Below are 23,706 nucleotides of genomic sequence, written 5' to 3' on the forward strand. Positions count from 1 at the left end.
ATGGGGACGGAGAATTCAGCGAAGGATGCCGCCAGCGAAGCGCGCATGCCGCGCACCGAGCGGGGCAAGCGGACGCGGCGCAAACTGCTCGACGCAGCGCAGGCGGAATTCGGCGAGCGCGGCTTTGCGGACACATCGATCAGTGGCATCACCCGCCGTGCCGACGTCGCCCTGGGCAGTTTCTATACCTACTTCGAATCTAAGGAGAGCATCTTCCGCGACCTGGTGCGCGACATGAGCGAACAGGTGCGCGTCGAAGTTTCGAAAGGCGTCGATCCCGAAGCGCAATCCTTTGGCATCGAGCAATCCGCCCTCGCCGCCTTCCTACGCTTCGTGAAAGCCAACAAGGCGATCTACCGCATCATCGACGAGGCGGAGTTCGTCGATCCGGAATCTTACAGGCTGCATTACGAGAGCACGGCCGCACGCATTCTTGGTCGCCTCAAGGCCGGCAGTGAAAGCGGCGAATTCCGCGACGACCTGGAAGAAGCGCACGCCTGGGCGGTCATGGGAATGAACGTATTCCTCGGCCTGCGCTACGCGGTGTGGGACGAAGACGGCGAAGATCCGGACCGCGTGTCCGCCATCGCGCGGTCATTGCTGGAACACGGCCTCGCCAAGCGCTGATCAGCCGTAGCCCATCAGCTTGAGCACTTCCTCGCGGCTGCGGGCATCTTCGCGGAATGTGCCCATCATCCGACTGGTGACCATGCCCACCCCCGGCGTCCGGACGCCGCGCGCGGTCATGCAGGCATGGGTGGCGTCGATGACCACCGCGACGCCGCGCGGTTCGAGGTGTTCCCAGATGCATTCCGCCACTTCGGCGGTCAGCCGTTCCTGGATCTGCAACCGCCGGGCGAACCCGTGCAGAACGCGTGCAAGCTTCGATATGCCGACCACGCGGTTGGTCGGCAGGTAGGCGATGGCGGCCTTGCCGATGATCGGCGCCATGTGGTGCTCGCAGTGGCTTTGGAACGGGATGTCTTTCAACAAGACGATCTCGTCATAGCCGCCGACCTCCTCGAACACACGGGACAGGTGGACGGCAGGGTCTTCGGTGTAGCCGAGGCAATATTCCTTCCATGCGCGCGCGACGCGTTGGGGCGTGTCGAGTAGCCCTTCCCGGTCGGGGTCGTCCCCCGCCCATCGAAGCAACGTGCGGACAGCGTCCTGCACGTCGTCCGGCACGGGGGGCTTGCCCCGCGGATCGTCTTCGTCGGGACCGACAAGGCTGCTCATTCGCCGTTCTTCCTCGATAATTTCTTGCGCATGCGGCTGAGGCGTCCTCCCTTGCGGAAGATGCCTCCCTTGGCAAACGGTTCGAGCAGGTCGTCCGGATCCTCCGGATCGAGCGCCTGGGATCGCGCCAGTTCCTTTTGGACGGTGTTGAGTTCCGGCGGATGGTACCGCTGCAAGCGGCGCGGGCTGTCGGTTTCGACATGTTCGATCATGGCCGCCATCGAGCCGTGTCGGGCGAGCAGATTGGGCATCTCGTCCTCTTCGACACCGCAGTGTTCGGCCAGCAGCGACCAGCGCAGGCCGCGAATGACGGTGCCGGCGTGCTCGTTCCCCTTGCGCGCCGCATCTATGAACAGGTCGCATTCGGAATCGAGCCGCATCGACCGGTTGTTGAAATTGGCGCTGCCGACCCGCAGCACCTCGTCATCGACGATCATGATCTTCGCATGCACGTAAATCGGCGTTTCGCCGACGTAGGGGCACCAGATCGAGAAGCGGTTCTTGTGATCCGCTTCTCGCACACAGCGTACGAGTTCGGCCCGGGCATGGTCCATGACCTGCTGTTCCAGCCAGCCATCGGCGTTTTCCGGATGGACGATCACGATTTCCGGCGGATCTTCCTCCTCCAGACGCGCGATCATTGCTTCTGCGATCTTGCGAGAGGCGAAATACTGGCTTTCGGCATAGATGAAGCGCTTGGCCCGGCGAATGTGCGCAAGGAACAATTGCTCGATTTCGGTCACAGCGTCCCAGTCGCGGTATTCCGCGCGGGTGCGGGCAATGCCGATTTCGACATTTTCGAACTGCACGTCGAGCTCGTCCGGCCACAAGCTGTCCGTCCGCTTCTCGTGCGGTTTCAGCGCCTTGCCGCCGGCACGGATCCAGCGGTCGCGACCGATGTCCTCGAGCATATCGGCCACCTCGCCCTCGACCATCATCGTGGCATCATGCCAGGGCGTGTAGGTCCCGCCGCGCGGAGATTTGCGACGCTCGTCGTCTTCCTTGTGCTCGCGCGTGTCCCAGCGGCCGTCGGTCATGTCGATGCCGCCGCACACCGCTAAGCGATCGTCTAACACGGCAATCTTCTGGTGATGCGAACACCCGGTGGGATGCGCGCTATCGAAGGTGAAATCGATGCGCTTGTGCGGCGTCCAGCGCAGCAGATCGAACCACATCGAACCGCGCATGGGGAACTTGAAGATGCCGAAGCTCCACTTGAGCAACCGGATTTCCAGGGTCTTGCGGTGCCGCACGAGCCAGGGAATGAAGCTGCCGAGGCGGGACGGCTGTTCCTTCTTCCGCCCCTTCTCGAACCAGCGGCGCCCCTCGGTCAGGTGAATGCGCGTATCGAAATCCCACCCGATCAGGAGGATGCGATGGCGCGCTTTCATCATCGCCTGCTGCATCACGGCAAAATAGCACTGCGCGTCTATGATCAGCGAGGCCCTCTCCGCTTTCGCGAAGCGCCAGACCGTTTCGTCCACGCCTTCCGACAAGCGCGAAACCTGTTTCGGTTCCGGCTCTTGTTCGGACGGCTGCTCGTCCGACTTGCCCTTCTTTGCCATGCCCCCCGCCGATCCTGACCTATTCCTTGGCTTCGCTCTTCTTCTCGGGCGTCACTTCGGCATCGGCCTTTTCGGCTTCCTTGCGGCGATCGAACACCTCGGCCATCTGCTCTTCGTCGTCCGTATCGAGATACTTCTCGAAATCCTTGAAGTGCTCGTCCTCCTCCTCGTCGATGTGGTGAAGGTAGTCGTGCTTCAGGGTCTTGAACTTCTGCAGCCACGCGCTCGACGACATGTCGGTTGCTGCAAGATCGTTGAGCGTTTCGTTGAGTTCATGGTGCTCGGCCACCGAATGGCGGGTCTCGTCCGTCGTTTCGGGCTTGCGGAGCATGGTGGCGTAAAGCGCCTGCTCCTCGGCGGCGGCGTGGCTCTTCACGTCCTTGGTGAATTCAGTGAACAGCTCTTCGCGCTCCGGGCTGTCGCCGCTGGTCTCGCCGATCTTGTCCAGCAATTCGCGGTGGCGATCGTGGTCTTCCTTGAGGCGAGCGAAAATCTGTTCAGCGGCCATGGCAATTCTCCGATTGTGTGCTTGGTTGGAGAATGTGCGGGCGCGCGGAGGGTTCCAACCTCTCGTTGACCCGAAACCAAACACCCCGCCCCCGCTTTCGCGGAGACGGGGTGTTTGATGGCGCGCCCGGAAGGATTCGAACCTCCGGCCACCTGATTCGTAGTCAGGTACTCTATCCAGCTGAGCTACGGGCGCGCACTGGAAGCGGGCACATAGGCAGGGGATTTGCGCTTGGCAATAGCTATTCCGGGAAAAGCCGCCCCAGCTTTGCCGCAAGCTCGACGTCGAGCGGCGGGCGCTCGAGACCGTCGATTTCCGCGACTGTGAACCAGCCGATGCCCTCCCCCTCGACGGCACGCGGGGTCCCCGCAAATTCCCCTACCCTGTAAAGGAGTATGACAATTCCCGGCTCATCATCGACAGCGTCATGCTGGGCGAAAGAGACCGGCTCGACCGCCGCCGGATCGATCTCGATATCCAGCTCTTCGTAAAGCTCGCGCACCAAAGCTTCCGTCGGCTTTTCAAATACTTCCACCTTTCCACCGGGGAATTCCCACAACCCGCCATGCGCCTTTGCGAGCGGCCTGCGATGCATCAGCCATCGACCCGCCCCGTCGGAGATCGCGCCCGCAACCACCAGCAGGTATGTCGGATTATTTTTCACGTCGCAGCCCGCCATCAACCTTTTGTTAGCATCCTCGCTGCAGAAAGGCCCCATCGCAACACGTCATTGGGGTGACCGATGTTCAACATCATCAAGTCATTGGGGAACGACGAGAAGGGCGCCACGGCTGTGGAGTACGGCCTGATCGTCGCATTGATCGTGGTTGCGATCATCGGCGCCGTCAAAGGCGTCGCCGATGAAAACAACGGCATGTGGGCCACCGTCAACAACAAGACGGCAGTCGCACACGGCACCGTTTAGAGTTTCTAAACTTCCGGCCGATATTTGAAGCAAGTCCCGAAGGCGCCAACGGCAAATCCGGGCAGGGTACCGAAGACTGAAGACTGAACCAGGAGACCAAAAATGCAGTTCATCAACAAGCTCGTCCGTGACGAAGAAGGCGCGACCGCAATCGAATACGGCCTGATCGCCGCTCTGATCGCAGTTGCAGCTATCGCAGCTATGCAGGGCCTCGGCACGCAGCTGAACACGACCTTCACCAAGGTCAGCACGGACATGGCCGGCGTCTAAGACGTTCGGACCAACCGAAAAGAAAGGCGGCCGGAGCGATCCGGCCGCCTTTTTCTTTGTCTGCAATCCGCGCCCTGCGATTCGGCGCGAAGCAATTACCGCCCGCGAACCACGATCTTGTAGCTTTGCCCGGCGCGGACCTGGTCGGTGGAGGACAGGCCGTTGAGGACACGGAAGCGCGCTTCCTGCGCACTGTCGTAAGCCATCCGGCGCGACAGTGTGGCGACCGAATCGCCGCTGCCGGCAACGACGACATCGATGATACGGGGCACGATCCGCGCCGCTTCCGCATCCGAAATACGCCGCACGGACTGGAACATCGGATTAAAGATGCCGGTCTGTCCGGCCTGGGTGATGGTGAGGAAGTGGTAGGCACGGCCGCCACCGAAGTCATACGCGAAGACGGTCACGTCGATCTGCTGCTGGCCGTTGTTGACACGCGCGACGCCATACGAAGCCGGAAGGCCGTTGACGGTCGTGCGCTCGATGACCTGCGGGGTGACCTGCTGCTGCTGGTTGCCGAGCTTTGCGAACTGGGCGCGCACGTAGGTCTCAAGGTTGCCGTTGTAGCTGTCGGTGGTGAACTGGCCCTGACCTCGGTCGCCATTGATCGAAACCGCGCGCGGCGAGTTCACCATGTAAAACCCGTTCGGGGCCGAGAAGCTGAGACGGAAGTCGGGATGGATGAAGGTGTTGCCCTCAATCATGCCCTGTTCCGGCTTGTCGCCATAAGCCAGCCCGTCGATGCGGCTGAGGAAGCGGTCGCGATTTGTAGTCGTGCCCGGCTTGCCGGCCGCAAAGGACAGCGCATCGTTGACACGCTCTGCGGGGTCGGGGTGGGTCGAAGCCCATTCCGGCAAGGTTGCATTGCCGCGACCCTGCAATTGCGAATCGAGCGAGTTTTGGGCTGCGAGGCTGGCAAGTACGGTTGCCATCGCGCGCGGATCGTATCCGGCCTGGCTAAGGTAAGTGATGCCAAGCTGGTCGGCCTCAATTTCCTGGCTGCGCGAATAGGACAGGGTAGCAAGCTGCGGTGCTTGGCCGGCAACCTGCTGGCCCAGGCGGCCGAGCGCGCTGTCACCGAGCAGCACGGCCGAGGCGACCTGGCCGAGGATGCCGAGCAGCTGATTGCGCTGCGCCGTTTGTTGGCGCCGGGCGGAATGGCGAGCGGCGACATGGCCGACCTCGTGGCCCAGCACGCCTGCAAGCTCTGCCTCGTTGTTCATCAGGCCGACCAGCTGGCGGGTGATGTAGACGTAGCCGCCCGGGACGGCGAAGGCATTGTTGACCGAGCTGTCGAGCGTGGTGACAGTGAAACTGTCGCGCGCACCGGCAAGGCCCGAACGAACCGAAATGTCCTTGCCGATCATTTCGACATAGGCCGCCGCCGGGCCGGTTTCCTGGCCGCCGAACTGCTGGATGAATTGCGGGTGGGCTTCCTGTCCGATCTTGGCCTCTTCGGGCGTGATCGGCGCCCCGGCGGGCACGTTCGCCCCGGGGATGGACGCGCAGGCCGATAGCGCGAGCGCGGTCGCGGCCCCGGCTGCAAGACGTGCGAAGCGGAATTTCTGGGTAAGTGCGGTCATGGCAATCCTCCACGGGTCGGGCGCGGAGCTGGTGTCCGCTGTTACCCTCTCCGAACCGCCATGAAGGTTCCTTGTTCCCGCGAAAGGCGCGTCCTAACGCGCGTCGATCTGCAGGAACCGCTCTTCGCGCAAGCGCCTGATTTCCGCAGGGTCTTTGCCCGCAAGCCCATCCAGCTCCTCGCTTATGGCCCGGGAAAGATACTCGGCGGCACCCGCATGGTCGCGGTGCGCCCCGCCAACGGGCTCGCGCACGATGCGGTCGATCACGCCGAGCGACTTGAGGTCCTGCGCGGTCATCTTCATCGCCTCGGCAGCGTCGGGAGCCTTTTCCGCCGTGCGCCACAGGATCGACGCGCAGCCTTCAGGCGAAATCACCGAATAGACCGCGTGCTCCAACATCAGCACTCGCTCCGCGCTCGCCAGCGCGACAGCACCGCCGGAGCCGCCCTCGCCCACGATTACTGCCACCATCGGCGTCGGCAGGGCGAGGCAAGCCTCGGTCGCGCGGGCGATGGCTTCCGCCTGCCCGCGTTCTTCGGCCTCCACGCCAGGGAATGCGCCCGACGTATCCACCAGCGTGACTACCGGCAGGTCAAAACGTCCGGCCAGGTCCATCAACCGGATCGCCTTGCGATAGCCCTCCGGCTTGCCCATGCCGAAATTGTGCTTCAGCCGGCTTTCGGTGTCGTTGCCCTTCTCGTGCCCGATCACCATCACGCGCCGGTCGCCGAGCCTTGCAAAGCCGCCCTGGATCGCCTCGTCGTCGCCATACAGACGGTCGCCGCCCAAGGGCGTGAAGTCGGCAAAGATACGCTCGACATAGTCGCGAAAATGCGGGCGCGCGGGATGCCGGGCGACTTGCGTCTTCTGCCACGGTGTCAACGCGGCATAGGTGCTGGCGAGCAAGTCCGCGCTCTTGGCCTCCAACCGGGCAAGCTCGTTGCCGATGTCCACTTCATCGCCCGCAGCGGCGGCGCGCAAGTCGGCAATACGGGATTCCAGTGCTGCGACCGGCTTTTCGAATTCGAGATAGCTAACCATCGGACAAAGCCGCTAGTCGCTTCGCCTGCGCGCTGCAAGCGGATGCCGTTCGTTCACCAGGGCGACGAGCCGCGCGGAGTCCACATGGGTATAGATTTGCGTGGTCGCGATGTCGGCATGGCCTAGCATCGTCTGCAGCACGCGCAGGTCCGCCCCGCCCTCCAGCAGGTGCGTGGCAAAGGCGTGGCGCAGGACATGCGGGCTGAGCTTGGCGGGGTCCAGCCCGGCGCGCCCCGCGAGCGCCTTGAGCAACTGGAACAGCCGCACGCGGGAAAGATGCTTGCCTCCGCGCGAAGGAAAAAGGTGCTTCGTATCCTGCGGCCGGACCGCCAGCCAGCGCGATAGCACGGCGCGCGCGCGGCGGCTGACCGGCACCATGCGCGCTTGCCCGCCCTTGCCGGTCACGGTCAGGAACGGCGCATCGCGCGGCACCGCCGCCAGCGGGAGAGAGACGAGTTCAGTGGCGCGCAGGCCCGAACCGTAGAGCAATTCGATCAGCACGAGCAGCCGGATCGCCGCGGGCTCGTCGCTATCCGCCTCCTCCTCCGCTTTCCGGAAAAGCAGCTCGATCTGGTCGTGGCCCAGCAATTTCGGGAGCGGGCGGCGCGTGGCAGGACGCGGCAGGGCGGAAGACGGGTCGTCATCGCGCAGCCCCTCGTCCACGCAAAAGCCGTAAAACTGGCGCAAGGCAGAGGATTTTCGCGCCACCGTGCTCGGCGCAAGGTCGCTCCACGCGGCGGAGAGTTTCGCCAGCGCATCCCGCGATGCGGAAAGTGGATCGCCGATCAGTTCGGCCGCGCCTTCGAGATCGCGGCGATAGGCGGCGAGCGTGTTGGCGGCCGCCCCCCGCTCCGCAGCCAACATGGCGAGGAAACTCTCCACCGCCTCGCCGGCCGCCATCGACCTAGCTCCGCGCGACCGCCTCTGCGGCGATCATCCGGGCCTCGGCAGACAGACCTGCCTGGTCGAGGGCGCGCACGATGTGGAACAGGTGACGCGGCGTCATCCGGTCCCAGGTTTCGCTCTGCATGCCAAGCCCCGCCAGCATCGCCACCAGCGGACCGTTGCGATATTCGCCCGCCTGGCTGATCAGCCGGCTCCACCGCGTTTCCCGCGTGAGACCTAGATTGCCGGCAAGGGATTCCGCCGCCGAGACATCCAGCCTGCCAAGGCCGGCGAGCCCTGCAGCGAACATCTGCCCTTTGGCCTCGCCAGCATCGCCGATGAAATCGTCCACCGCGCCTTCGTCCACCGCGCTCTCGCGATCGGGCTGTGCCAAGGCGAGTAGCGCCCAGCCTTCGGTGCCTTCGTTGACAATGCTGCCCCAGCGCATGGCGTTGCGGTCAAGGCCTGCGGACAGCATAGACGCGATAAGTCCCGCCGCGGCTTCGGCATGGGCATCCGATGGCGTGATGCGGGCGGCAGCGTAGGCGGTGAGCACTTGCCCGCCATAGCGGTCATCCCCCTCGCCCCAGAGTTCGCGGATCGCGGCGACGCGCGCTTCCTGCGTATCGGCGACATAGGCGCGGCGCAGTGTCTCCGCCCGCGCCTGCGCGTCGCCCTCCACGCCGTTGTCGGCGTAGACCTGCGAAAACAGGTCCACCGCCGCAGAAGAGGACAGCACCCCGCGCTGGGCGGCGAAGTCTGCCAGCGAGGCCCGGCGCGCCAGGCCGACCGCCGGCGATTGCGCCGCCTGCAAGCGGATGAGCGGCGCGGCGTTCTGCGCAAGCTCGTCAGGGAAATCGATCCCCAGCGCGCTGGCGAGGCCCCAGCGCCAGGTAGTCAGCTCGTTGACCCCATCCCACTCGATATTGACGGCGCGCCGCCCCTCGCCTGCCAGGCCGGCGTAGCGCTGGGCCAGCAGCACGTCGATCTCCGGCGCCTGCTTATTGTTGAGCACGGAATTCAGCTGGCGGTTGGCATAGGCGTTGTCGCCGGAAAAACCGGTGCAGATCAGCACCGCCATCCGCCACTGCGCGTCATCGCGAATGTCGGCCCCTCGCCGCGCGACGGGACATATTGCGGTGATGTCGCCCGTGCCGAGCGCCGCACCGAGCGCCTGCGTCGCCATGTTGATGCTGTAATTGCGCGTATCGACATCCTGCAGCAGCGCGCGCGCGACATGCGGCTCGCCGAGGCGGTTGAGGACACGGGCGCGAAGGGCTGCGAATTCGCTGGCCCGCATGCCGTCCGGCGTTTCGAGCCGGCTGGCCAATGCACGGCGCAGCAGGATGTGCCCCCAGCGCGACACCATGGGCCCTTCGATATTCTGCAAGGCCGCGCGCACGACGGAGCCCGGCTGGCCGGAAAGCGAGGCGGAAGGAAAGCCGCCCTCGCGGCTGTCGATCACGCCCACGCGGGAGAAGTCCCTTTGTGCGGAAGCCGGGATGTCCAAATTCTGGGTGATGCCGAACAGTTCTTCCAGTTCGGTATCGCTCATATTCTCGATCTCGCGGATCGAGGGCAGGCGTCCCGGGAAGCGCACGGTCCCGCTTGCCGAAGGGGCGGACGGAGCCGGGGCGGCGCTGCTGGAACTTCCCCCACCACCACTCGGCGGCAGGGGCTGCACGACAGCGCCCCCTCCCCCTGTCGGACGCGGCGCCGGGGCCGGAGCCGGAGCGGGCGCAGGAGCCGGCGCGGGGCGCGGGGACGGTGTGGGGGCAGGATCGTCGAAACCGGGGGGCAGGATGGACGTCGGACGCGCCATCACCAGCGAAGAGGTCGCCGCCAGCATCGCGCCGGTCACCAGCCCCGATATCCACACGGATTTGCGCATCAAAACTCCTCCGGCACAGCCACTGGCTGCACGATCTCGCGCACCTGCTCGCGACCGCCATCGATCCAGGCGTAAACGATCAGGATCGCCAGCAGGAATACCGCCCCGACGCCGATCCGCCACATCGTGTCCCGATCCATCGCCACGACCTGCCAAACTCTCCTTCGCGCGCACCAAGCCCGCGTGTCCTTGCCGTGCGCCTAGCGCATCTATAGGCGGGGCGGCAATGACCAACACGATGCCAGAAACCGACCGGCCAGAGACCGACCGGGACATGAGCCGGGCAACCCGCGCCGTCGATCCCGCCGAACTGCGCCGCCGGCTGGACCGACCCGTGGTCCTCGTCGGCATGATGGGCACCGGCAAGTCCACCGTGGGCCGCAAGCTGGCGCAGACCATGACGGTCGAATTCACCGACGCCGACCACGAGATCGAGCAGGCCGCGCAAATGAGCGTGGGCGACATCTTCACCGAATTCGGCGAGGCCTATTTTCGCGATGGCGAGCGCCGCGTGATCGCGCGTCTCCTGGAAGAAAGCAGCGGCGTCATCGCGACCGGCGGCGGGGCTTTCTGCAACGAGGAGACCCGCGCGCTGATCCTCGACCGGGCCATCGCGGTGTGGCTCGACAGTCCGATCGACGTGCTGGTGGAACGGACGGGGCGCAAGGACACGCGGCCCTTGCTGCGAGACGGCGATCCGCAGGAAATCCTCACCCGCCTCCATGCCGAACGCGCGCCCTTCTACGGCGAGGCGCAGCTGCGCGTAGAAAGCGCCAACGGACCGCACCAGCAGACGGTCGAACGTATCCTTTCCGCGCTCGACGACTGGACCCGGGCCAATGTCTGACACGGTCCGCGTCGACCTTGCCGGGCGCAGCTATGACGTGCGGATCGGCTTCGCCTTGCTGGAGCGCACAGCTGCCGAAGCGGAAGGCTTGCTCAAGCGGGAGGTCGTGCCGGTCGTGGCAGACGCGAACGCGCGGGCGCATCACGGCGAGCGGCTGGCGAAGTCTCTGGCCGATGGCGGGCACCGGGTCGAATGGTTCGAAGTCGCGCCCGGCGAGGCGGCGAAAAGCTGGGAAGTTCTGCAGCGCCTCACCGACTGGTTGCTAGAACTCGGCGTGGAACGCAGCGACAACGTGGTCGCGCTTGGCGGCGGGGTCGTCGGCGACCTCACCGGCTTTGCTTGCGCGATCCTGAAACGGGGATGCGGGTTCATCCAGGTGCCCACGACCCTGCTGGCACAGGTCGATTCGAGCGTCGGCGGCAAGACAGCGATCAACACGGCGGCAGGCAAGAACCTGGTTGGCGCGTTCCACCAGCCTTCTCTAGTCCTCGCGGACCTCGACTGCCTTGCCACCCTGCCCGAGCGCGAATTGCGCGCCGGATATGCCGAGGTGATCAAGTACGGCATCCTCGGCGATGCGGACTTCTTCGCGTGGTGCGAGGACAACGGTCGGCGCGTCGTCGAGGGCGACGTCGCGGCCCAGCTGCACGCCGTGCGCACCAGCGTGGAGGCCAAGGCGGCCATCGTGGCGCAGGACGAGCACGAGACCAGCGGCCGCCGCGCCCTCCTCAATCTCGGCCATACGTTCGGCCATGCGCTGGAGGCGGAGACCGGGTTTTCGGACAGGCTCCTCCACGGCGAAGGCGTGGCGCTCGGCATGGTGCTGGCTGCGCGCTATTCGGCGCGGCGCGGAACCCTCTCGGCAGAGGACGCGGCACGTATCACGCGGGCCCTGGACAGCGCCGGCTTGCCGAGCGAGATCGCCGCTCTGGGCCTGGATGCCGATGGCACGCGCCTCGCGCAGCACATGCGCCATGACAAAAAGGCAAGCGGTGGGAATGTGCCCTTCCTGCTGCTGCAAGGGATCGGCGATGCCTATCTAGACAAATCGGTCGACCTCGCCGATATCGCCGCTTTCCTCGACGAGCAATTGCGGGGCTAGCGCATGTCCCACTTCATCGACCTTTCGATCCCGATTACCAACAAGGTGATTTCCGACCCCGAAGTCATGCGCCCCAAAGTCTTGTACATGACCCATGAGGACACCTGGCAACAGATAGCGATGTTCTTCCCCGGGCTGGAGAAAAACGATCTGCCCGATGGCGAAGGCTGGGCGGTCGAGATGCTGGAGCTCAGCACGCACAACGGCACCCATATGGACGCTCCGTGGCATTACCACTCGACGACTGAAGACGGTGCCGCTCCCGCACCCAGCATCGACGAGGCTCCGCTCGACCGTTTCTTTCGGCCGGGGGTGAAGCTCGATTTCTCGCACCTGCCGCACGGCCATGTGGTAAGCGCGGATGAAGTCGAGCAGGCTTTCGAGAAGATCGACTACGAGCTGCAGCCGCTCGATATCGTGCTGGTACAATCAGGTGCGGTGTATGGAACCGATAATTTCATCGATCAGGGTGTTGGCCTGGGCGCGGAAGCGACCCTGTGGCTGACCGAACGCGGCGTCGAAGTCGTTGGCACTGATGCGTGGAGCTGGGATGCACCCTTCAGCCACACCGCGCGACGCTGGGCGGAAAGCCGCGATCCAGCAATCATCTGGGAAGGTCACAAGGCAGGTCGTATTCGCCCTTACTACCAGATCGAAAAGCTGACCAGTCTGGCCGCGCTGCCCGACCACGGTTTCACCTTCAGCTGTTTTCCGGTGAAGATCGAACGCGCCAGCGCGGGATGGATCAGAGCTGTCGCAATGGTGGAAGACTAGTGCGCCAGCACGCCGAAAATCAGCAATCCGGCGAGCACCGCGATCACCGCCCAGGTCACGATCACGCCCAGCTGACGCGCAGGCGGAGCCTTGCCGGGAGCCGAGTGCTGGTGGAGCCCTATCACATGCGCCAACCGTGCCAGCACGAATGCGCCCGCGAGCGAGGCAAGCAGGACCGTGTTGCTCCCCGAATATTCCAACAGGGCGAGCATGATCAGCACGATGGGCGCGTGCTCGGCGAGGTTGCCGTGGCTACGGGTAGCGGCGATCAGGCTTTGATCGCCGGCATCGCCAAACGCGGCCTTGAGCCTGAGCCGGCGCGAAACCGTGAGGATCGCCAGCGCGAGCAGGAGCAGCGCGAGCGCCGCGGCGGTGAGTGCAGTGACATGATCTCTCTCCCCTTAAGAGAGAGCGAGTTTTAGCACGCTGGCTGCGGAAGCCAATAGTAAGTTGCAAAATGCAACCATCCTATTGGCCGAACGCGCTATTCCAGCTCGAGGATCACGGCATCGACCGCAAGGCTGTCACCCTCGGCCGCGTTGACCCTGGAAATGACCGCCTGCTTTTCGGCTCGCAGGATATTCTCCATCTTCATCGCCTCCACCGTGGCAAGCGGCTGTCCGGGCTGGACCTCTTCGCCTTCCGCCACATGAAGCGAAACGAGCAGGCCCGGCATGGGGCAGATCAGCATCTTTGAAAGGTCCGGCGGCACTTTCTCGATCATGTGATCGGCCAGGTGCGCGATCCGCTGCGGTAGGATACGCAGCGAATGGGTCGCCCCGCGCGTGGTGATGTCATAGCCCATGCGCGTCGGAGCAAGCTGGATCGTCAGTTCCACGTCGCCCAGTTCGACAGCCACCGTCCGGTCTCCCGGCGTGTAATCGAAACTGAGCTCCACCTCGGTCTCGTCCACGAGAATTGCATCCTCGCCGAGCCGCACGGCAAAGTCCGTGTCGCCAACGCGCACCGCCCAGTCGCCGTTGGGGGCGGTCTTGCCGTCCAGCTGCTGGTCGATGCGCCGCGCCCGGTCCGCGTCGGCTGTCGCGATCACGCCGCCGATGGCGGCAAGGCCGCGCTTGAGTTTGTCCGACGGCGGCGCGCCTTCGAATCCGTCCGGGTATTCTTCGGCGATGAAGCCGGTGGTGAGTTCCCCCGAGCGGAAGCGCGGGTGCTGCATCAGCGCGGAGAGGAAATCGACATTGTGGCCCAGGCCCTCGATGCGAAAGGCGTCTAGCGCGGCGACCTGCAAATCGGCCGCCTCGTCGCGTGTCTCGCCCCAGGTGACCAGCTTGGCGATCATCGGGTCGTAGAACATCGACACCTCGCCGCCTTCGTAGACACCGTCGTCCACGCGGATGCCGTCCACGCCGCGGCGGCCGTTGGCAGAACCGTCGTCCGCCCACGGCTCTTCGGGCGGCTGGTAATGGACCAGCCGGCCGATGGAGGGCAGGAAGCCGCGATAGGGGTCTTCGGCATAGACGCGGTTCTCGATCGCCCAGCCGTCGATGCCGATGTCGTCCTGCGTCATCGCCAGCTTCTCGCCCGCGGCGACGCGGATCATCTGTTCGACCAGGTCGATGCCGGTAATCGCCTCGGTCACGGGATGCTCGACCTGCAGGCGGGTGTTCATTTCGAGGAAGTAGAAGCTCTCCCCGGTCTCGTCCGCGCCGCTGACGATCAGTTCGACCGTGCCGGCGGAATGGTAATCAACCGCGCGCGCCAGGGCGACGCATTGCTCGCCCATGGCCTTGCGCATCTTTGGCGTCACGAAGGGCGACGGCGCTTCCTCCACCACCTTCTGGTGGCGGCGCTGGATGCTGCATTCGCGTTCGTTGAGATAGAGGATATTGCCGTGCTTGTCGCCGAGGACCTGGATCTCGATGTGGCGCGGGTTCTCGATGAATTTCTCGATGAAGACTCGGTCGTCGCCGAAAGAATTGAGGCCTTCGCGCTTCGTCGCCTCGAATCCGTCGCGCACATCCTGTTCGCTCCAGGCGAGGCGCATGCCCTTGCCGCCGCCCCCGGCGCTGGCCTTCATCATCACCGGATAACCGATGTCGCCGCTGATCTCGACCGCGTGGTCCGTGTCACGGATTTCACCGACGAAACCGGGAACGACGTTGACGCCCGCTTCCTTCGCCAGCTTCTTGCTTTCGATCTTGTCGCCCATCGCCGCGATGGCACCGGCAGGCGGGCCGATGAAGGCGATCCCTTCTTTCTCGAGGGCTTCGACGAAACTCGCCCGCTCCGAAAGGAAGCCGTATCCCGGGTGCACGGCCTCGGCGCCCGTTTGCTTACAAGCCTCGATGATCCTGTCTGCAAGCAGGTAGCTTTCCGCCGCCGGAGCCGGGCCGATATGCACCGCCTCGTCCGCCATCCCCACGAACGGCGCGCGGGCATCGGCATCGGAATAGACCGCCACGGTGGCGATCCCCATGCGCTTGGCCGTCTTGATGACGCGGCAGGCGATTTCGCCGCGGTTGGCGATGAGGATTTTCTTGAACATATTAGCCTTTTGTCTCTTCTCTCACCTGCGCCGCATAGGGCAAACACGGCATTACGTAAGCCCCCCTCTCCGTGTCAGCTGTTGTCGAGGGCGAACCAGCACAGCGCGACAATCGCGGCAAACATGGGCACACTGCTCGCGCCGACGAGAACGCCGACCAGCCGTTCCAGCAGCGCCGAAGCATGAAACCCCTTTCCCGCGATCGGCAGTGCGCTGCTGGCCCCGCTCGCTCCGGCAAGTGCAATGCCCGCCACAAGGATATAGGACGATACGCCGAGTGTGATGGCGATGGGCGCGTCCCACGCTTCGGGAACGCTGCAGTACTGCCAGAATAGCGCAGTGGCGATGAGGGCGGTCCCCGTTTGCACAGCGGTCAGATGCGCCGAAAGCGCCATGCGCGAATTACGGAAAGCGGGGATGGCGAAGCCCAAAACGAGCCCCAGGGCGAAGAGCAGCAGGCCAGCAATACCTAGCGCGATGGGAACTTCTTTCATGATTACTCCCCTCAATCCGGATGTTTTGTCGCATAGCCGATTAGCGCGCCTGCGTAAGCCCCAGTGCCGCGCCGGTCGCCCTCGCCTTCGATCAGGCTGGCGACGGCGGTGGCGAGGCGGTGGCGGTTGTCGCGCGAAAGCACGCCCAGCGGCGCGACGTAGATACCGATCGTAAATAGGATCGCGCCGGTCTGCGGCAGGCGGCGCAGCGTCTGGCGCTCCGAGCGCACGAACAGCGTCTCGCCCGCGTTATCCGCCGTGACACGGGCGAAGGCCTGCTCCGGCGGCTCGGCCACCCAGCGCTTCTCATCGGTGGCGGCGATGAACCAGTTGCAGCGCCCGTAAAACGCACCCGGCTTCAGCTTCGCCATGAAGTGGTCGACGCCGCTGGCGAGTTGCTCCTCGTACCCCTGGATCGGGGCATGGAGCGCGCGCAGGGGAAGCCCCATCTTGTTGGCAGGCGTCCAGTCCGACGGCCACGCCACCGCTGCGCCGACGAGCCGATACTGCTCCTCCCCCTCGCGCAGGGTGAGCAGGCACATGTCTTCGTGATGCGCGCGCGCAGCTTCCGGCAAACCACCCGGCAGGCCCAGCATGGCGGCAAGCTCCGCGCCGGGTGCCGCGCTTTCGGGGGACAGCTGGATGCCCTGCGGAAAAGCGGCAAAGCCTTCCGCCCGTTCGGCAAGGTCGGGATCAGGCTGGAGCCATTCGCATTCGTCGAGCTTGGTGAGCCCCATCTTCAGCACCCCACCCCCGCGCGCTTTGGGCAGAAGCGCGTCTACGGAAAAGCCGAGCGTCACTCGGCGGGCTCTGGCACCTTGCCCGATCGCATCGGTTCTTCCTGCTCGAGCGCCGTAAGCCCCAGCTTTGTGAACAGCGCCGCGTCGCTGTCATCGCCCGCATTGGGAGCGGTCAACAGCTTGTCGCCGGTGAAGATCGAATTTGCGCCCGCCATGAAGCACAGCGCCTGTGTGGCTTCGCTCATGCTCTCGCGGCCTGCCGAGAGGCGCACCATGCTCATCGGCATGGTGATGCGCGCCACCGCCACGGTGCGGACGAATTCGATGTCGTCGATCTTGGCGAGCGGGGTGTCCGCCAGCATATCGCCCAATACCGTGCCCTTGACCGGCACCAGCGCGTTGACCGGCACGCTTTCGGGATGCCGTTCCAGCGTGGCGAGCGTGTGGACGAAGCCGACGCGATCCTCGCGCGTCTCGCCCATGCCCACGATCCCGCCGCTGCACACATTGATGCCCGCATCGCGCACGTTCTGCAGTGTATCGAGCCGGTCCTGGTAATTGCGCGTCGAGATCACGCGCTCGTAATATTCCGGGCCGGTGTCGACATTGTGGTTGTAGTAATCGAGGCCCGCATCCTTCAGCATGTCCGCCTGTTTCGGCGTAAGCATGCCCAGCGTCATGCAGGTCTCCAGCCCCATGGCGCGCACGCCCTTCACGATTTCGACGATCGCGGGCATGTCGCGGTCCTTGGGGTTGCGCCACGCCGCGCCCATGCAGAAGCGCTGGCTCCCCGCATCCTTCGCCTGTGCCGCGCGCTGGAGGACCGACTGCACCTCCATCAGCTTGGTCGCCTCGACGCCGGAATCCGCCTTCACCGATTGCGAGCAATAGCCGCAATCTTCAGGGCACCCGCCGGTCTTGATCGATAGCAGCGTGCAGAGCTGGATCTGCTCGGGCGGATGGAATTCGCGGTGGACGCTTGCAGCGCGGAAGAGCAGCTCGGTGAAAGGCAGATCGAAAAGCCCCGCGATTTCCTCGCGGGTCCAGTCGGTGCGGATTTGGGTCAATTTTTCTTCCTGTTTTTGAGCCGCAAAAGCAGCGCGATGTAGATGAGCACGACGCCGATAACTGCCAGCCAAAAAGTCATTGGAGAGGCCATGTCGCAATTGGCGTCAGGCCCCATTCCGCAAGGGAGCAAAATGGCGAACAGCGCGACCATGGCCAGTAGCCAGTAAACAAGCGACCCTAAGATCGCTACGAGCAATCGGGCGCCGGAGCTCACTGCGCCGCCTCGTCCAGTTCCTCTCCCGCAGGCGGCATGTTGTGGCCGAGAAGGCGCAGCACGTCCGCTGCGCATTCGACCACGTTGCTGCCCGGGCCGTAGATGCCCTGCACCCCGGCATCGCGCAGGAAGTCGTAATCCTTCTGCGGGATAACGCCGCCGGCGATGACCTTGATGTCGCCTCGGCCCGCTTCCTTCAGCAAGCCGATCAGTTCGGGGATCAGCGTCTTGTGGCCTGCCGCAAGGCTGCTCGCGCCGATGGCGTCCACGCCTTGCGCTAAGGCCATGTCGCGGGTTTCTTGCGGCGTCTGGAACAGCGGTCCGGACAGCACGTCGAAGCCCATGTCGGCAAAGGCGCTGGCGATCACGTTGGCGCCGCGGTCGTGGCCGTCCTGGCCCATCTTGGCGACCATCAGCTTGGGCTTGTGGCCCAGCCGCCGCTCGACCGCCTTCACGCCCTCGACGACCTGTGCGTAGCGATCATCGTCGCCATAGGCTTCGGCGAACACGCCGCGCACCGGGGTGGGCAGCGTGTCGTAGCGCCCGTAGGCATCTTCCATCGCCTGACTGATTTCGCCCAGCGTCGCATCGTGGCGCGCGGCCTCCACGGCGAGTTCGAGGAGGTTGCCGTCCTTCTGCGCTGCCCCGCGTGCCAGCGCATCGAGCGCCGCGCGGCAGGCGAAATCGTCGCGGCTTTCGCGCACCGTTTTCAAGCGCTCGATCTGGCTCTGGCGCACGGCGTGGTTGTCGATATCGAGCGTGTCGATCTCGTCTTCCTTGTCGCGGCGGTACTTGTTGACGCCCACGATCACGGTCTCGCCGCGGTCGACGCTGGCCTGCTTGGCGGCGGCCGCTTTTTCGATCTGCGCCTTGGGTTTGCCGCTGGCGACATATTCGGTCATGCCGCCCGCCGCCTCGACCTCGTCGAGCATCTTTTTCGCCTCATCCACCAGCGCGGCAGTGAGGCTTTCGATGTAATAGCTGCCGCCCAGCGGGTCGGCCACGTTGGTGATGCCGGTCTCTTCCTGGATCACCAGCTGCGTATTGCGCGCGATGCGGGCGGAAAAGTCGGTCGGCAGCGCGATCGCCTCGTCGAGCGCATTGGTGTGAAGCGACTGCGTGCCGCCGAGCACCGCCGCCATCGCCTCGATCGTGGTGCGGATGACGTTGTTGTAGGGGTCCTGCTCCTGCAGGCTCACGCCGCTCGTCTGGCAATGCGTGCGCAGCATCTTCGACTTGGGGTTCTGCGCGCCCAGATCGGTCATGACATCATGCCACAAATGACGCGCAGCGCGCATCTTGGCGATCTCCATGAAGAAGTTCATGCCGATGCCCCAGAAGAAGGACAGGCGCGGCGCGAAGGCGTCGATATCGAGCCCCGCTTCCATGGCGCGCTTGGCGTATTCCTTGCCGTCGGCGATGGTGAAGGCGAGTTCCTGCACGGCGGTCGCCCCGGCCTCGTGCATGTGATAGCCGGAGATCGAAATGCTGTTGAATTTCGGCATGTTGGCCGAGGTATAGGCGATAATGTCGGAGACGATCCGCATGCTCGGTTCGGGCGGGTAGATATAGGTGTTGCGGACCATGAACTCCTTGAGGATGTCGTTCTGGATGGTCCCGGCGAGCTTGTTCTGAGAGACGCCCTGCCGCTCTGCCGCGACGATGTAAAAAGCGAGCACGGGGATCACCGCGCCGTTCATCGTCATGCTGACGCTCATGGTGTCGAGTGGGATCTGGTCGAACAGGATTTCCATGTCGCGCACGGTGTCGATCGCGACGCCCGCCTTGCCGACATCGCCGACCACGCGCGGGTGATCGCTGTCATAGCCGCGATGGGTGGCAAGGTCGAAAGCGACCGACAGGCCCTTCTGCCCTGCGGCGAGGTTGCGGCGATAGAAGGCGTTCGATTCCTCGGCGGTGGAGAAGCCCGCATACTGGCGGATGGTCCAGGGGCGACCGGTGTACATCGAGGCATAGGGCCCGCGCGTAAACGGCGCGATGCCGGGCACGCCGGGGTCGAGACCTTCGGTATCCTCGCTGGTGTAGAGCGGCTTCACGGCGATGCCCTCCGGCGTCTGCCAAGTAAGGTCGCGGCCCTTCACCTCCTTGTCGGCAAGGGGCTTCCAGTCTTCATATTTGGGTGTGTCGGTCATAGCCGTCTCGTAATTTCGCGCCCGTCTCAATTCGACCAGTGCGTCGTTTCCTTCGGGCGCTCCATGATCTCGGTCAGCTGGCCCATCATGTCCTTCGGGTGGAGGAAGAAGATCGGCGTGCCGTGCGCACCGATGCGCGTGGGGCCGAGGATGCGCTTGCCGAGCGCTTCGAAATGCGCGCGGGCATCCTCGATATCGTCGACCTCGTAACACACGTGGTGCTGTCCGCCGGCGGGGTTCTTGTCGAGGAAGCCGGTGATCGGCGAGGCGTCGGACAAGGGTTCGATCAGCTCGATCTGCGTGCCGAAGCTCGGCCCGCTTTCGGTCGGATCGCCCGGCGTGTCGATGAAGCACACGCGCACACCCTGCTCCTCCAGCTCGAACGGCTCGCGAATTTTCTCCGCGCCCATAACCTCGCGAAAATAGCGGATCGAGTCCTCGATCGAGGGCGTGGCGATGCCGATATGGTTGAGACGGCCGAGTTTCATTCTGTACCAGTTCCGACAAAGTATACGTGACTTTCTGGAACTTCAAAACCGTTCACGGTCTGTTTAGGCTTTCCCCCAAATATCTTCGTAATATCGGTTTTGTTCCAGTCTGCCGTCACCGTCCCGATCTTCTTGGGGTCAACTTTAACCTCGAGCAGGTTTGCGATCTCTTTGCCAATGCGAGTCAAAATAAAGACTGGCACCTGCAACTTGGTTTTTGACTTACCCAATATAATGACTCCAAAACTGTTGTCAGCAATGTGGCCTTGTCCCGCGGCACCCAAATCGACCGTCAAGTTCGTGAATGATGAGCCACTGATGAGGCCATCTGAGAGAAGAATACTACCCTTCACAAACTGGGCGCCCTCTTCCCACTTCGCTCCTTTCAAAATTAAGTCATCAACTCGCGTCTTCAAAAATTCACGGAAGTAGTTGAGAGTTTCCGCCTCCATTTCTGCGACGGCACGTACCGTAGCTCGCGAATATGATCCCGGCTTCCTCGTTTCTCCCGCCAAAACCTTCCCAAGTCTTTCTCGCAGATCGTCGCTAGATGCCATCTCAGCTTCACGCGTGAAGGAATTCATCCAATCTTGTGTGGGACCTTCCTCATCGTCAGAAAGGATGTCGTCATCCGTCAGCTCCAAAATGGCTTCTTGCGCCTTTCGGGCCACAGCTTCGACATTCTCCTGCTTTGCGAACATGTCTCCTAAAAACCGCGCCTTCGCTCGTTCCATGTAATCGGGATCAGCTATCGCTTGGCGAGCGACCTCTTCAGCCACGATTGAGTCAATCTTCTTTCTTCCTTCGATCGTATTTTCGTTGTGTCTGAGTTCGTCGAGGTATTTGTATCCCGGACCACCGGCGATCAAACGCAAAACAGATTTGGCGAGCTTTACACGTAGTGACTTCGAAACGCCGCCTGTCGCAGCGTCCATAAGTTCCGTTCCGATCGGGTCCATATCATTACTCACAGCGGAATATTATCATGCTTTTTCCAAGGGTTCTCAAGCTGCTTCCCCCGCAGCTTTCTTAGCCCCAGCGCGATCCTCTTCCGTGTCGAGTGAGGGTAGATCACCTCGTCGATATAGCCCCGGCTCGCCGCCACGAAGGGGTTGGCGAAGCGGTCTTCGTATTCCTTGGTCTTCTCGGCGATCTTTTCGGGATCGTCGCGGTCCTGGCGGAAGATGATCTCCACCGCGCCCTTGGCGCCCATCACCGCGATTTCGGCGGTGGGCCAGGCGTAGTTGAGGTCGCCGCGCAGGTGCTTGGAGGCCATCACGTCGTACGCCCCGCCATAGGCCTTGCGGGTGATTACGGTGATCTTGGGCACGGTCGCCTCGGCATAGGCGAACAATAGCTTCGCACCGTGCTTGATGATCCCGCCCAGTTCCTGCCCGGTGCCGGGCAGGAAGCCGGGGACGTCGACGAAGGTCACGATGGGTATCTCGAAGGCATCGCAGAAACGCACGAAGCGCGCGGCCTTCTTGGACGAGTTGATGTCGAGCACGCCGGCGAGCACCATCGGCTGGTTCGCCACCACGCCCACAGTCCTGCCCTCCACCCGGCCGAAGCCGCAAATGATGTTGCCGGCGTGGGCGGGCTGGACTTCGAAGAAATCGCCTTCGTCCAGCGTCTTCCTGATGACCTCGTGCATGTCATAGGGCTGATTGGCGTTGTCGGGGATCAGCGTGTCGAGCGAAGCTTCCTCGCGGTCCCACGGGTCGCTGGTCGGGCGTTCGGGCACGTCCTCGCGGTTGCTCAGCGGCAGATAGTCGAAGAAATTGCGGGTCGCGAGCAGCGTTTCGATATCGTTCTCAAACGCCAGGTCGGCCACGCTGGTCTTGGTGGTGTGGGTGACCGCGCCGCCCAGTTCCTCCTGCGTCACGACTTCGTTGGTGACCGTCTTCACCACATCCGGGCCGGTCACGAACATGTAGCTCGAATCCTTCACCATGAAGATGAAGTCGGTCATCGCGGGGGAGTAGACCGCGCCGCCTGCGCACGGGCCCATAATCAGGCTGATCTGCGGGACGACGCCGCTGGCGAGCACGTTGCGCTGGAACACCTCGGCATAGCCGCCCAGCGATGCCACGCCTTCCTGGATGCGCGCGCCGCCGCTGTCGTTGAGGCCGATCACGGGCGCGCCGACCTTCATCGCCATGTCCATGACCTTGCAGATCTTTTCCGCATGGCGTTTCGACAGGCTCCCGCCGAAGACGGTGAAGTCCTGCGAATATACGTAAACCAGCCGGCCGTTGATAGTGCCGCTGCCGGTCACCACCCCGTCGCCCGGGATCTTCTGGTCCGCCATGCCGAAATCGACGCAATCGTGTTCGACGTAGCGGTCGAGCTCCTCGAAGCTGTCCTCGTCGAGCAGGACATCCAGCCGTTCGCGGGCGGTCAGCTTGCCCTTGGCGTGCTGCGCGTCGATGCGCTTCTGCCCGCCGCCCAGCTTGGATGCTTTGCGGCGGCGTTCCATTTCGGCAATATTGGCGGACAAGCGGCTCTCTCCTAACGCAAGTTCGGACAGTCGGTTAAGCGCGGCAGGGGCCGCTTGGCAAGCACAGCGAAACCGCTTTGCGGCTGTTTACCGGCCTTTGAATTCGGCCTTGCGCTTTTGCAGGAATGCCATCCCGCCTTCGACCGCGTCGTCGCTGTTCCCGGCCGTGCGCTGGCCCAGCGCCTCGCGGTGGAGCGCCTGCGTGTAGGTGGTGTCGAGCGCGCTTGCGATATTCGCCTTCATCGTGCCCAGCGCCACGGTGGGTCCGTTCGCGAGCCGCTGCGCCAGTGCGCGCGCCTCTTCCAGCAGCGCATCGTCGGATGTCGCCTTGTAGATGAGGCCCCATTCTTCAGCCTGCGCGGCGCCGATCTTCTCCCCCAGCATCATCATCTGCGTTGCGCGTGCCTTGCCGACCAGGCGCGGCAGCATCCAGCTGGCCCCGCCGTCCGGCACCAGGCCGATATTGACGAAGGCCTGCAGGAAATAGCCGCTTTCCCCCGCCAGCACGAAATCCGCCGCCAGCGCGATCGAGCAACCGACACCTGCCGCCGGGCCATTGACCGCGCTCACCACCGGGACCGGCAGCGAAGCGAGCTGTTCCATCAGCGGATTGTAGTGCCCCGTCAGCGCCTGGTAGCTGCCCTCGCCCCGGCTCGTCGCGCGATTGCCGAGACTGGTGAGATCGGCGCCGGAGCAAAAGGCCCGCCCCTCGCCCGTCAGCAGCACCGCGCGCGCGCCGCCACCGATAACCTTTTTCAGCGCATCGCGCAGCTCGCCCGCCATTTCGAGCGAACAGGCGTTGAGCTTGTCCGGCTGGGCAAGAGTGATGGCAGCGACATTGTCTGCGGTTTCGAAGCGGATGGTGTGGTAGGACAAGCGGGCTCTCCCGTGATTGGCTGCCCGGGGCCTA

General features: G+C 63.9%; 25 protein-coding genes, 1 tRNA gene and 1 pseudogene. 6 read left to right on the plus strand and 21 right to left on the minus strand.

Going from position 1 to position 23,706, the window contains the following annotated elements; genetic code table 11:
• Entirely contained in the window at positions 1–627 is a 627-nt protein-coding gene (locus VCJ71_RS03950; RefSeq protein WP_324639273.1) for a TetR/AcrR family transcriptional regulator, read from the plus strand.
• Here the strand turns inward: VCJ71_RS03950 and folE are convergent, their stop codons facing one another.
• The 5 genes from folE to VCJ71_RS03975 all read right to left on the minus strand — a co-directional run bounded on the left by folE (position 628) and on the right by VCJ71_RS03975 (position 3,991).
• On the minus strand, positions 628–1,239 hold the full coding sequence (folE, locus tag VCJ71_RS03955; protein ID WP_324639275.1) for a GTP cyclohydrolase I FolE: 612 nt from the start codon (positions 1,237–1,239) through the stop codon (positions 628–630).
• A complete protein-coding gene (locus tag VCJ71_RS03960) occupies positions 1,236–2,804 on the minus strand; it encodes a phospholipase D-like domain-containing protein (protein WP_324639277.1) in 1,569 nt (522 codons plus the stop codon). The genes folE and VCJ71_RS03960 overlap by 4 nt, the downstream gene beginning before the upstream one ends.
• A gap of 19 nt (positions 2,805–2,823) precedes the next feature.
• Positions 2,824–3,312: a hemerythrin domain-containing protein gene (locus tag VCJ71_RS03965; protein ID WP_324639279.1), complete on the minus strand. Its 489-nt coding sequence runs from the start codon at positions 3,310–3,312 to the stop codon at positions 2,824–2,826.
• 118 nt (positions 3,313–3,430) lie between these two features.
• A tRNA-Arg gene (locus tag VCJ71_RS03970) sits at positions 3,431–3,507 on the minus strand.
• A 46-nt stretch (positions 3,508–3,553) separates the two neighbouring features.
• Positions 3,554–3,991 carry a (deoxy)nucleoside triphosphate pyrophosphohydrolase gene (locus VCJ71_RS03975; RefSeq protein WP_324639281.1) on the minus strand — a complete coding sequence of 146 codons (438 nt, stop codon included), beginning with the start codon at positions 3,989–3,991 and terminating at the stop codon, positions 3,554–3,556.
• Between the two features lie 63 nt (positions 3,992–4,054).
• Between VCJ71_RS03975 and VCJ71_RS03980 the strand changes: the two genes are divergently transcribed.
• A complete protein-coding gene (locus tag VCJ71_RS03980) occupies positions 4,055–4,237 on the plus strand; it encodes a Flp family type IVb pilin (RefSeq protein WP_324639283.1) in 183 nt (60 codons plus the stop codon).
• Positions 4,238–4,339: 102 nt separating this feature from the next.
• Positions 4,340–4,507 (plus strand): Flp family type IVb pilin, encoded by a 168-nt coding sequence (locus VCJ71_RS03985; RefSeq protein ID WP_324639285.1) that lies wholly within the window; start codon positions 4,340–4,342, stop codon positions 4,505–4,507.
• A 95-nt stretch (positions 4,508–4,602) separates the two neighbouring features.
• Here the strand turns inward: VCJ71_RS03985 and VCJ71_RS03990 are convergent, their stop codons facing one another.
• The 5 genes from VCJ71_RS03990 to VCJ71_RS04010 form a co-directional block, all read right to left on the minus strand.
• Positions 4,603–6,093 carry a M48 family metalloprotease gene (locus tag VCJ71_RS03990; RefSeq protein WP_324639287.1) on the minus strand — a complete coding sequence of 497 codons (1,491 nt, stop codon included), beginning with the start codon at positions 6,091–6,093 and terminating at the stop codon, positions 4,603–4,605.
• Positions 6,094–6,186: 93 nt separating this feature from the next.
• Entirely contained in the window at positions 6,187–7,134 is a 948-nt protein-coding gene (locus tag VCJ71_RS03995) for an acetyl-CoA carboxylase carboxyltransferase subunit alpha (RefSeq protein WP_324639289.1), read from the minus strand.
• 12 nt (positions 7,135–7,146) lie between these two features.
• The gene (locus VCJ71_RS04000; RefSeq protein ID WP_324639291.1) at positions 7,147–8,034 is read right to left on the minus strand and encodes a tyrosine recombinase; all 888 of its coding nucleotides are present in this window, start codon (positions 8,032–8,034) and stop codon (positions 7,147–7,149) included.
• Positions 8,035–8,038: 4 nt separating this feature from the next.
• Positions 8,039–9,574, minus strand: a complete 1,536-nt coding sequence (locus VCJ71_RS04005; RefSeq protein ID WP_324639292.1) for an ATP-binding protein — start codon at positions 9,572–9,574, stop codon at positions 8,039–8,041.
• Positions 9,575–9,909: 335 nt separating this feature from the next.
• Entirely contained in the window at positions 9,910–10,056 is a 147-nt protein-coding gene (locus tag VCJ71_RS04010) for a hypothetical protein (protein WP_324639293.1), read from the minus strand.
• Positions 10,057–10,184: 128 nt separating this feature from the next.
• On the opposite strand from VCJ71_RS04010, the gene VCJ71_RS04015 reads away from it, so the two are divergent.
• The 3 genes from VCJ71_RS04015 to VCJ71_RS04025 are packed head-to-tail and all read left to right on the plus strand — an operon-like array spanning position 10,185 to position 12,633.
• Positions 10,185–10,757 (plus strand): shikimate kinase, encoded by a 573-nt coding sequence (locus VCJ71_RS04015; RefSeq protein WP_324640865.1) that lies wholly within the window; start codon positions 10,185–10,187, stop codon positions 10,755–10,757.
• Complete coding sequence (aroB, locus tag VCJ71_RS04020; RefSeq protein WP_324639294.1) at positions 10,750–11,859, plus strand: 3-dehydroquinate synthase; 1,110 nt, start codon at positions 10,750–10,752, stop codon at positions 11,857–11,859. Before VCJ71_RS04015 ends, aroB begins: the two co-directional genes overlap by 8 nt.
• Positions 11,860–11,862: 3 nt before the next feature.
• Positions 11,863–12,633 (plus strand): cyclase family protein, encoded by a 771-nt coding sequence (locus VCJ71_RS04025; protein WP_324639296.1) that lies wholly within the window; start codon positions 11,863–11,865, stop codon positions 12,631–12,633.
• On the opposite strand, the pseudogene VCJ71_RS04030 reads toward VCJ71_RS04025, so the two are convergent.
• The 11 genes and pseudogenes from VCJ71_RS04030 to VCJ71_RS04080 form a co-directional block, all read right to left on the minus strand.
• Positions 12,630–13,001 (minus strand): annotated as a pseudogene (locus tag VCJ71_RS04030) (MAPEG family protein); the annotation flags it as partial. The gene VCJ71_RS04025 and the pseudogene VCJ71_RS04030 overlap by 4 nt on opposite strands.
• Before the next feature lie 116 nt (positions 13,002–13,117).
• Positions 13,118–15,139, minus strand: coding sequence for an acetyl/propionyl/methylcrotonyl-CoA carboxylase subunit alpha (locus VCJ71_RS04035; RefSeq protein WP_324639298.1), 2,022 nt, complete (start codon positions 15,137–15,139; stop codon positions 13,118–13,120).
• 74 nt (positions 15,140–15,213) lie between these two features.
• A complete protein-coding gene (locus VCJ71_RS04040; RefSeq protein WP_324639300.1) occupies positions 15,214–15,633 on the minus strand; it encodes a hypothetical protein in 420 nt (139 codons plus the stop codon).
• Between the two features lie 11 nt (positions 15,634–15,644).
• Positions 15,645–16,433, minus strand: coding sequence for a heme-dependent oxidative N-demethylase family protein (locus VCJ71_RS04045; RefSeq protein ID WP_416379138.1), 789 nt, complete (start codon positions 16,431–16,433; stop codon positions 15,645–15,647).
• On the minus strand, positions 16,430–17,440 hold the full coding sequence (bioB, locus tag VCJ71_RS04050; protein WP_324639305.1) for a biotin synthase BioB: 1,011 nt from the start codon (positions 17,438–17,440) through the stop codon (positions 16,430–16,432). Before bioB ends, VCJ71_RS04045 begins: the two co-directional genes overlap by 4 nt.
• Positions 17,437–17,592 carry a hypothetical protein gene (locus tag VCJ71_RS04055; protein ID WP_324639307.1) on the minus strand — a complete coding sequence of 52 codons (156 nt, stop codon included), beginning with the start codon at positions 17,590–17,592 and terminating at the stop codon, positions 17,437–17,439. The genes bioB and VCJ71_RS04055 overlap by 4 nt, the downstream gene beginning before the upstream one ends.
• A 59-nt stretch (positions 17,593–17,651) precedes the next feature.
• Positions 17,652–19,808 (minus strand): methylmalonyl-CoA mutase, encoded by a 2,157-nt coding sequence (gene scpA / locus VCJ71_RS04060; protein ID WP_324639309.1) that lies wholly within the window; start codon positions 19,806–19,808, stop codon positions 17,652–17,654.
• 26 nt (positions 19,809–19,834) lie between these two features.
• Positions 19,835–20,296, minus strand: coding sequence for a methylmalonyl-CoA epimerase (gene mce, locus VCJ71_RS04065; RefSeq protein ID WP_324639311.1), 462 nt, complete (start codon positions 20,294–20,296; stop codon positions 19,835–19,837).
• Positions 20,293–21,255, minus strand: coding sequence for a DUF2806 domain-containing protein (locus VCJ71_RS04070; RefSeq protein ID WP_324639313.1), 963 nt, complete (start codon positions 21,253–21,255; stop codon positions 20,293–20,295). The genes mce and VCJ71_RS04070 overlap by 4 nt, the downstream gene beginning before the upstream one ends.
• Before the next feature lie 8 nt (positions 21,256–21,263).
• Positions 21,264–22,796 (minus strand): acyl-CoA carboxylase subunit beta, encoded by a 1,533-nt coding sequence (locus tag VCJ71_RS04075; RefSeq protein ID WP_324639315.1) that lies wholly within the window; start codon positions 22,794–22,796, stop codon positions 21,264–21,266.
• Positions 22,797–22,883: 87 nt separating this feature from the next.
• Positions 22,884–23,672, minus strand: a complete 789-nt coding sequence (locus VCJ71_RS04080) for an enoyl-CoA hydratase-related protein (protein WP_324639316.1) — start codon at positions 23,670–23,672, stop codon at positions 22,884–22,886.
• Between the last annotated feature and the right edge of the window lie 34 nt (positions 23,673–23,706).

Origin of the sequence: Pseudoblastomonas aquimaris (genome assembly GCF_035481675.1) — a bacterium.
GTDB lineage: Bacteria > Pseudomonadota > Alphaproteobacteria > Sphingomonadales > Sphingomonadaceae > Alteriqipengyuania_B.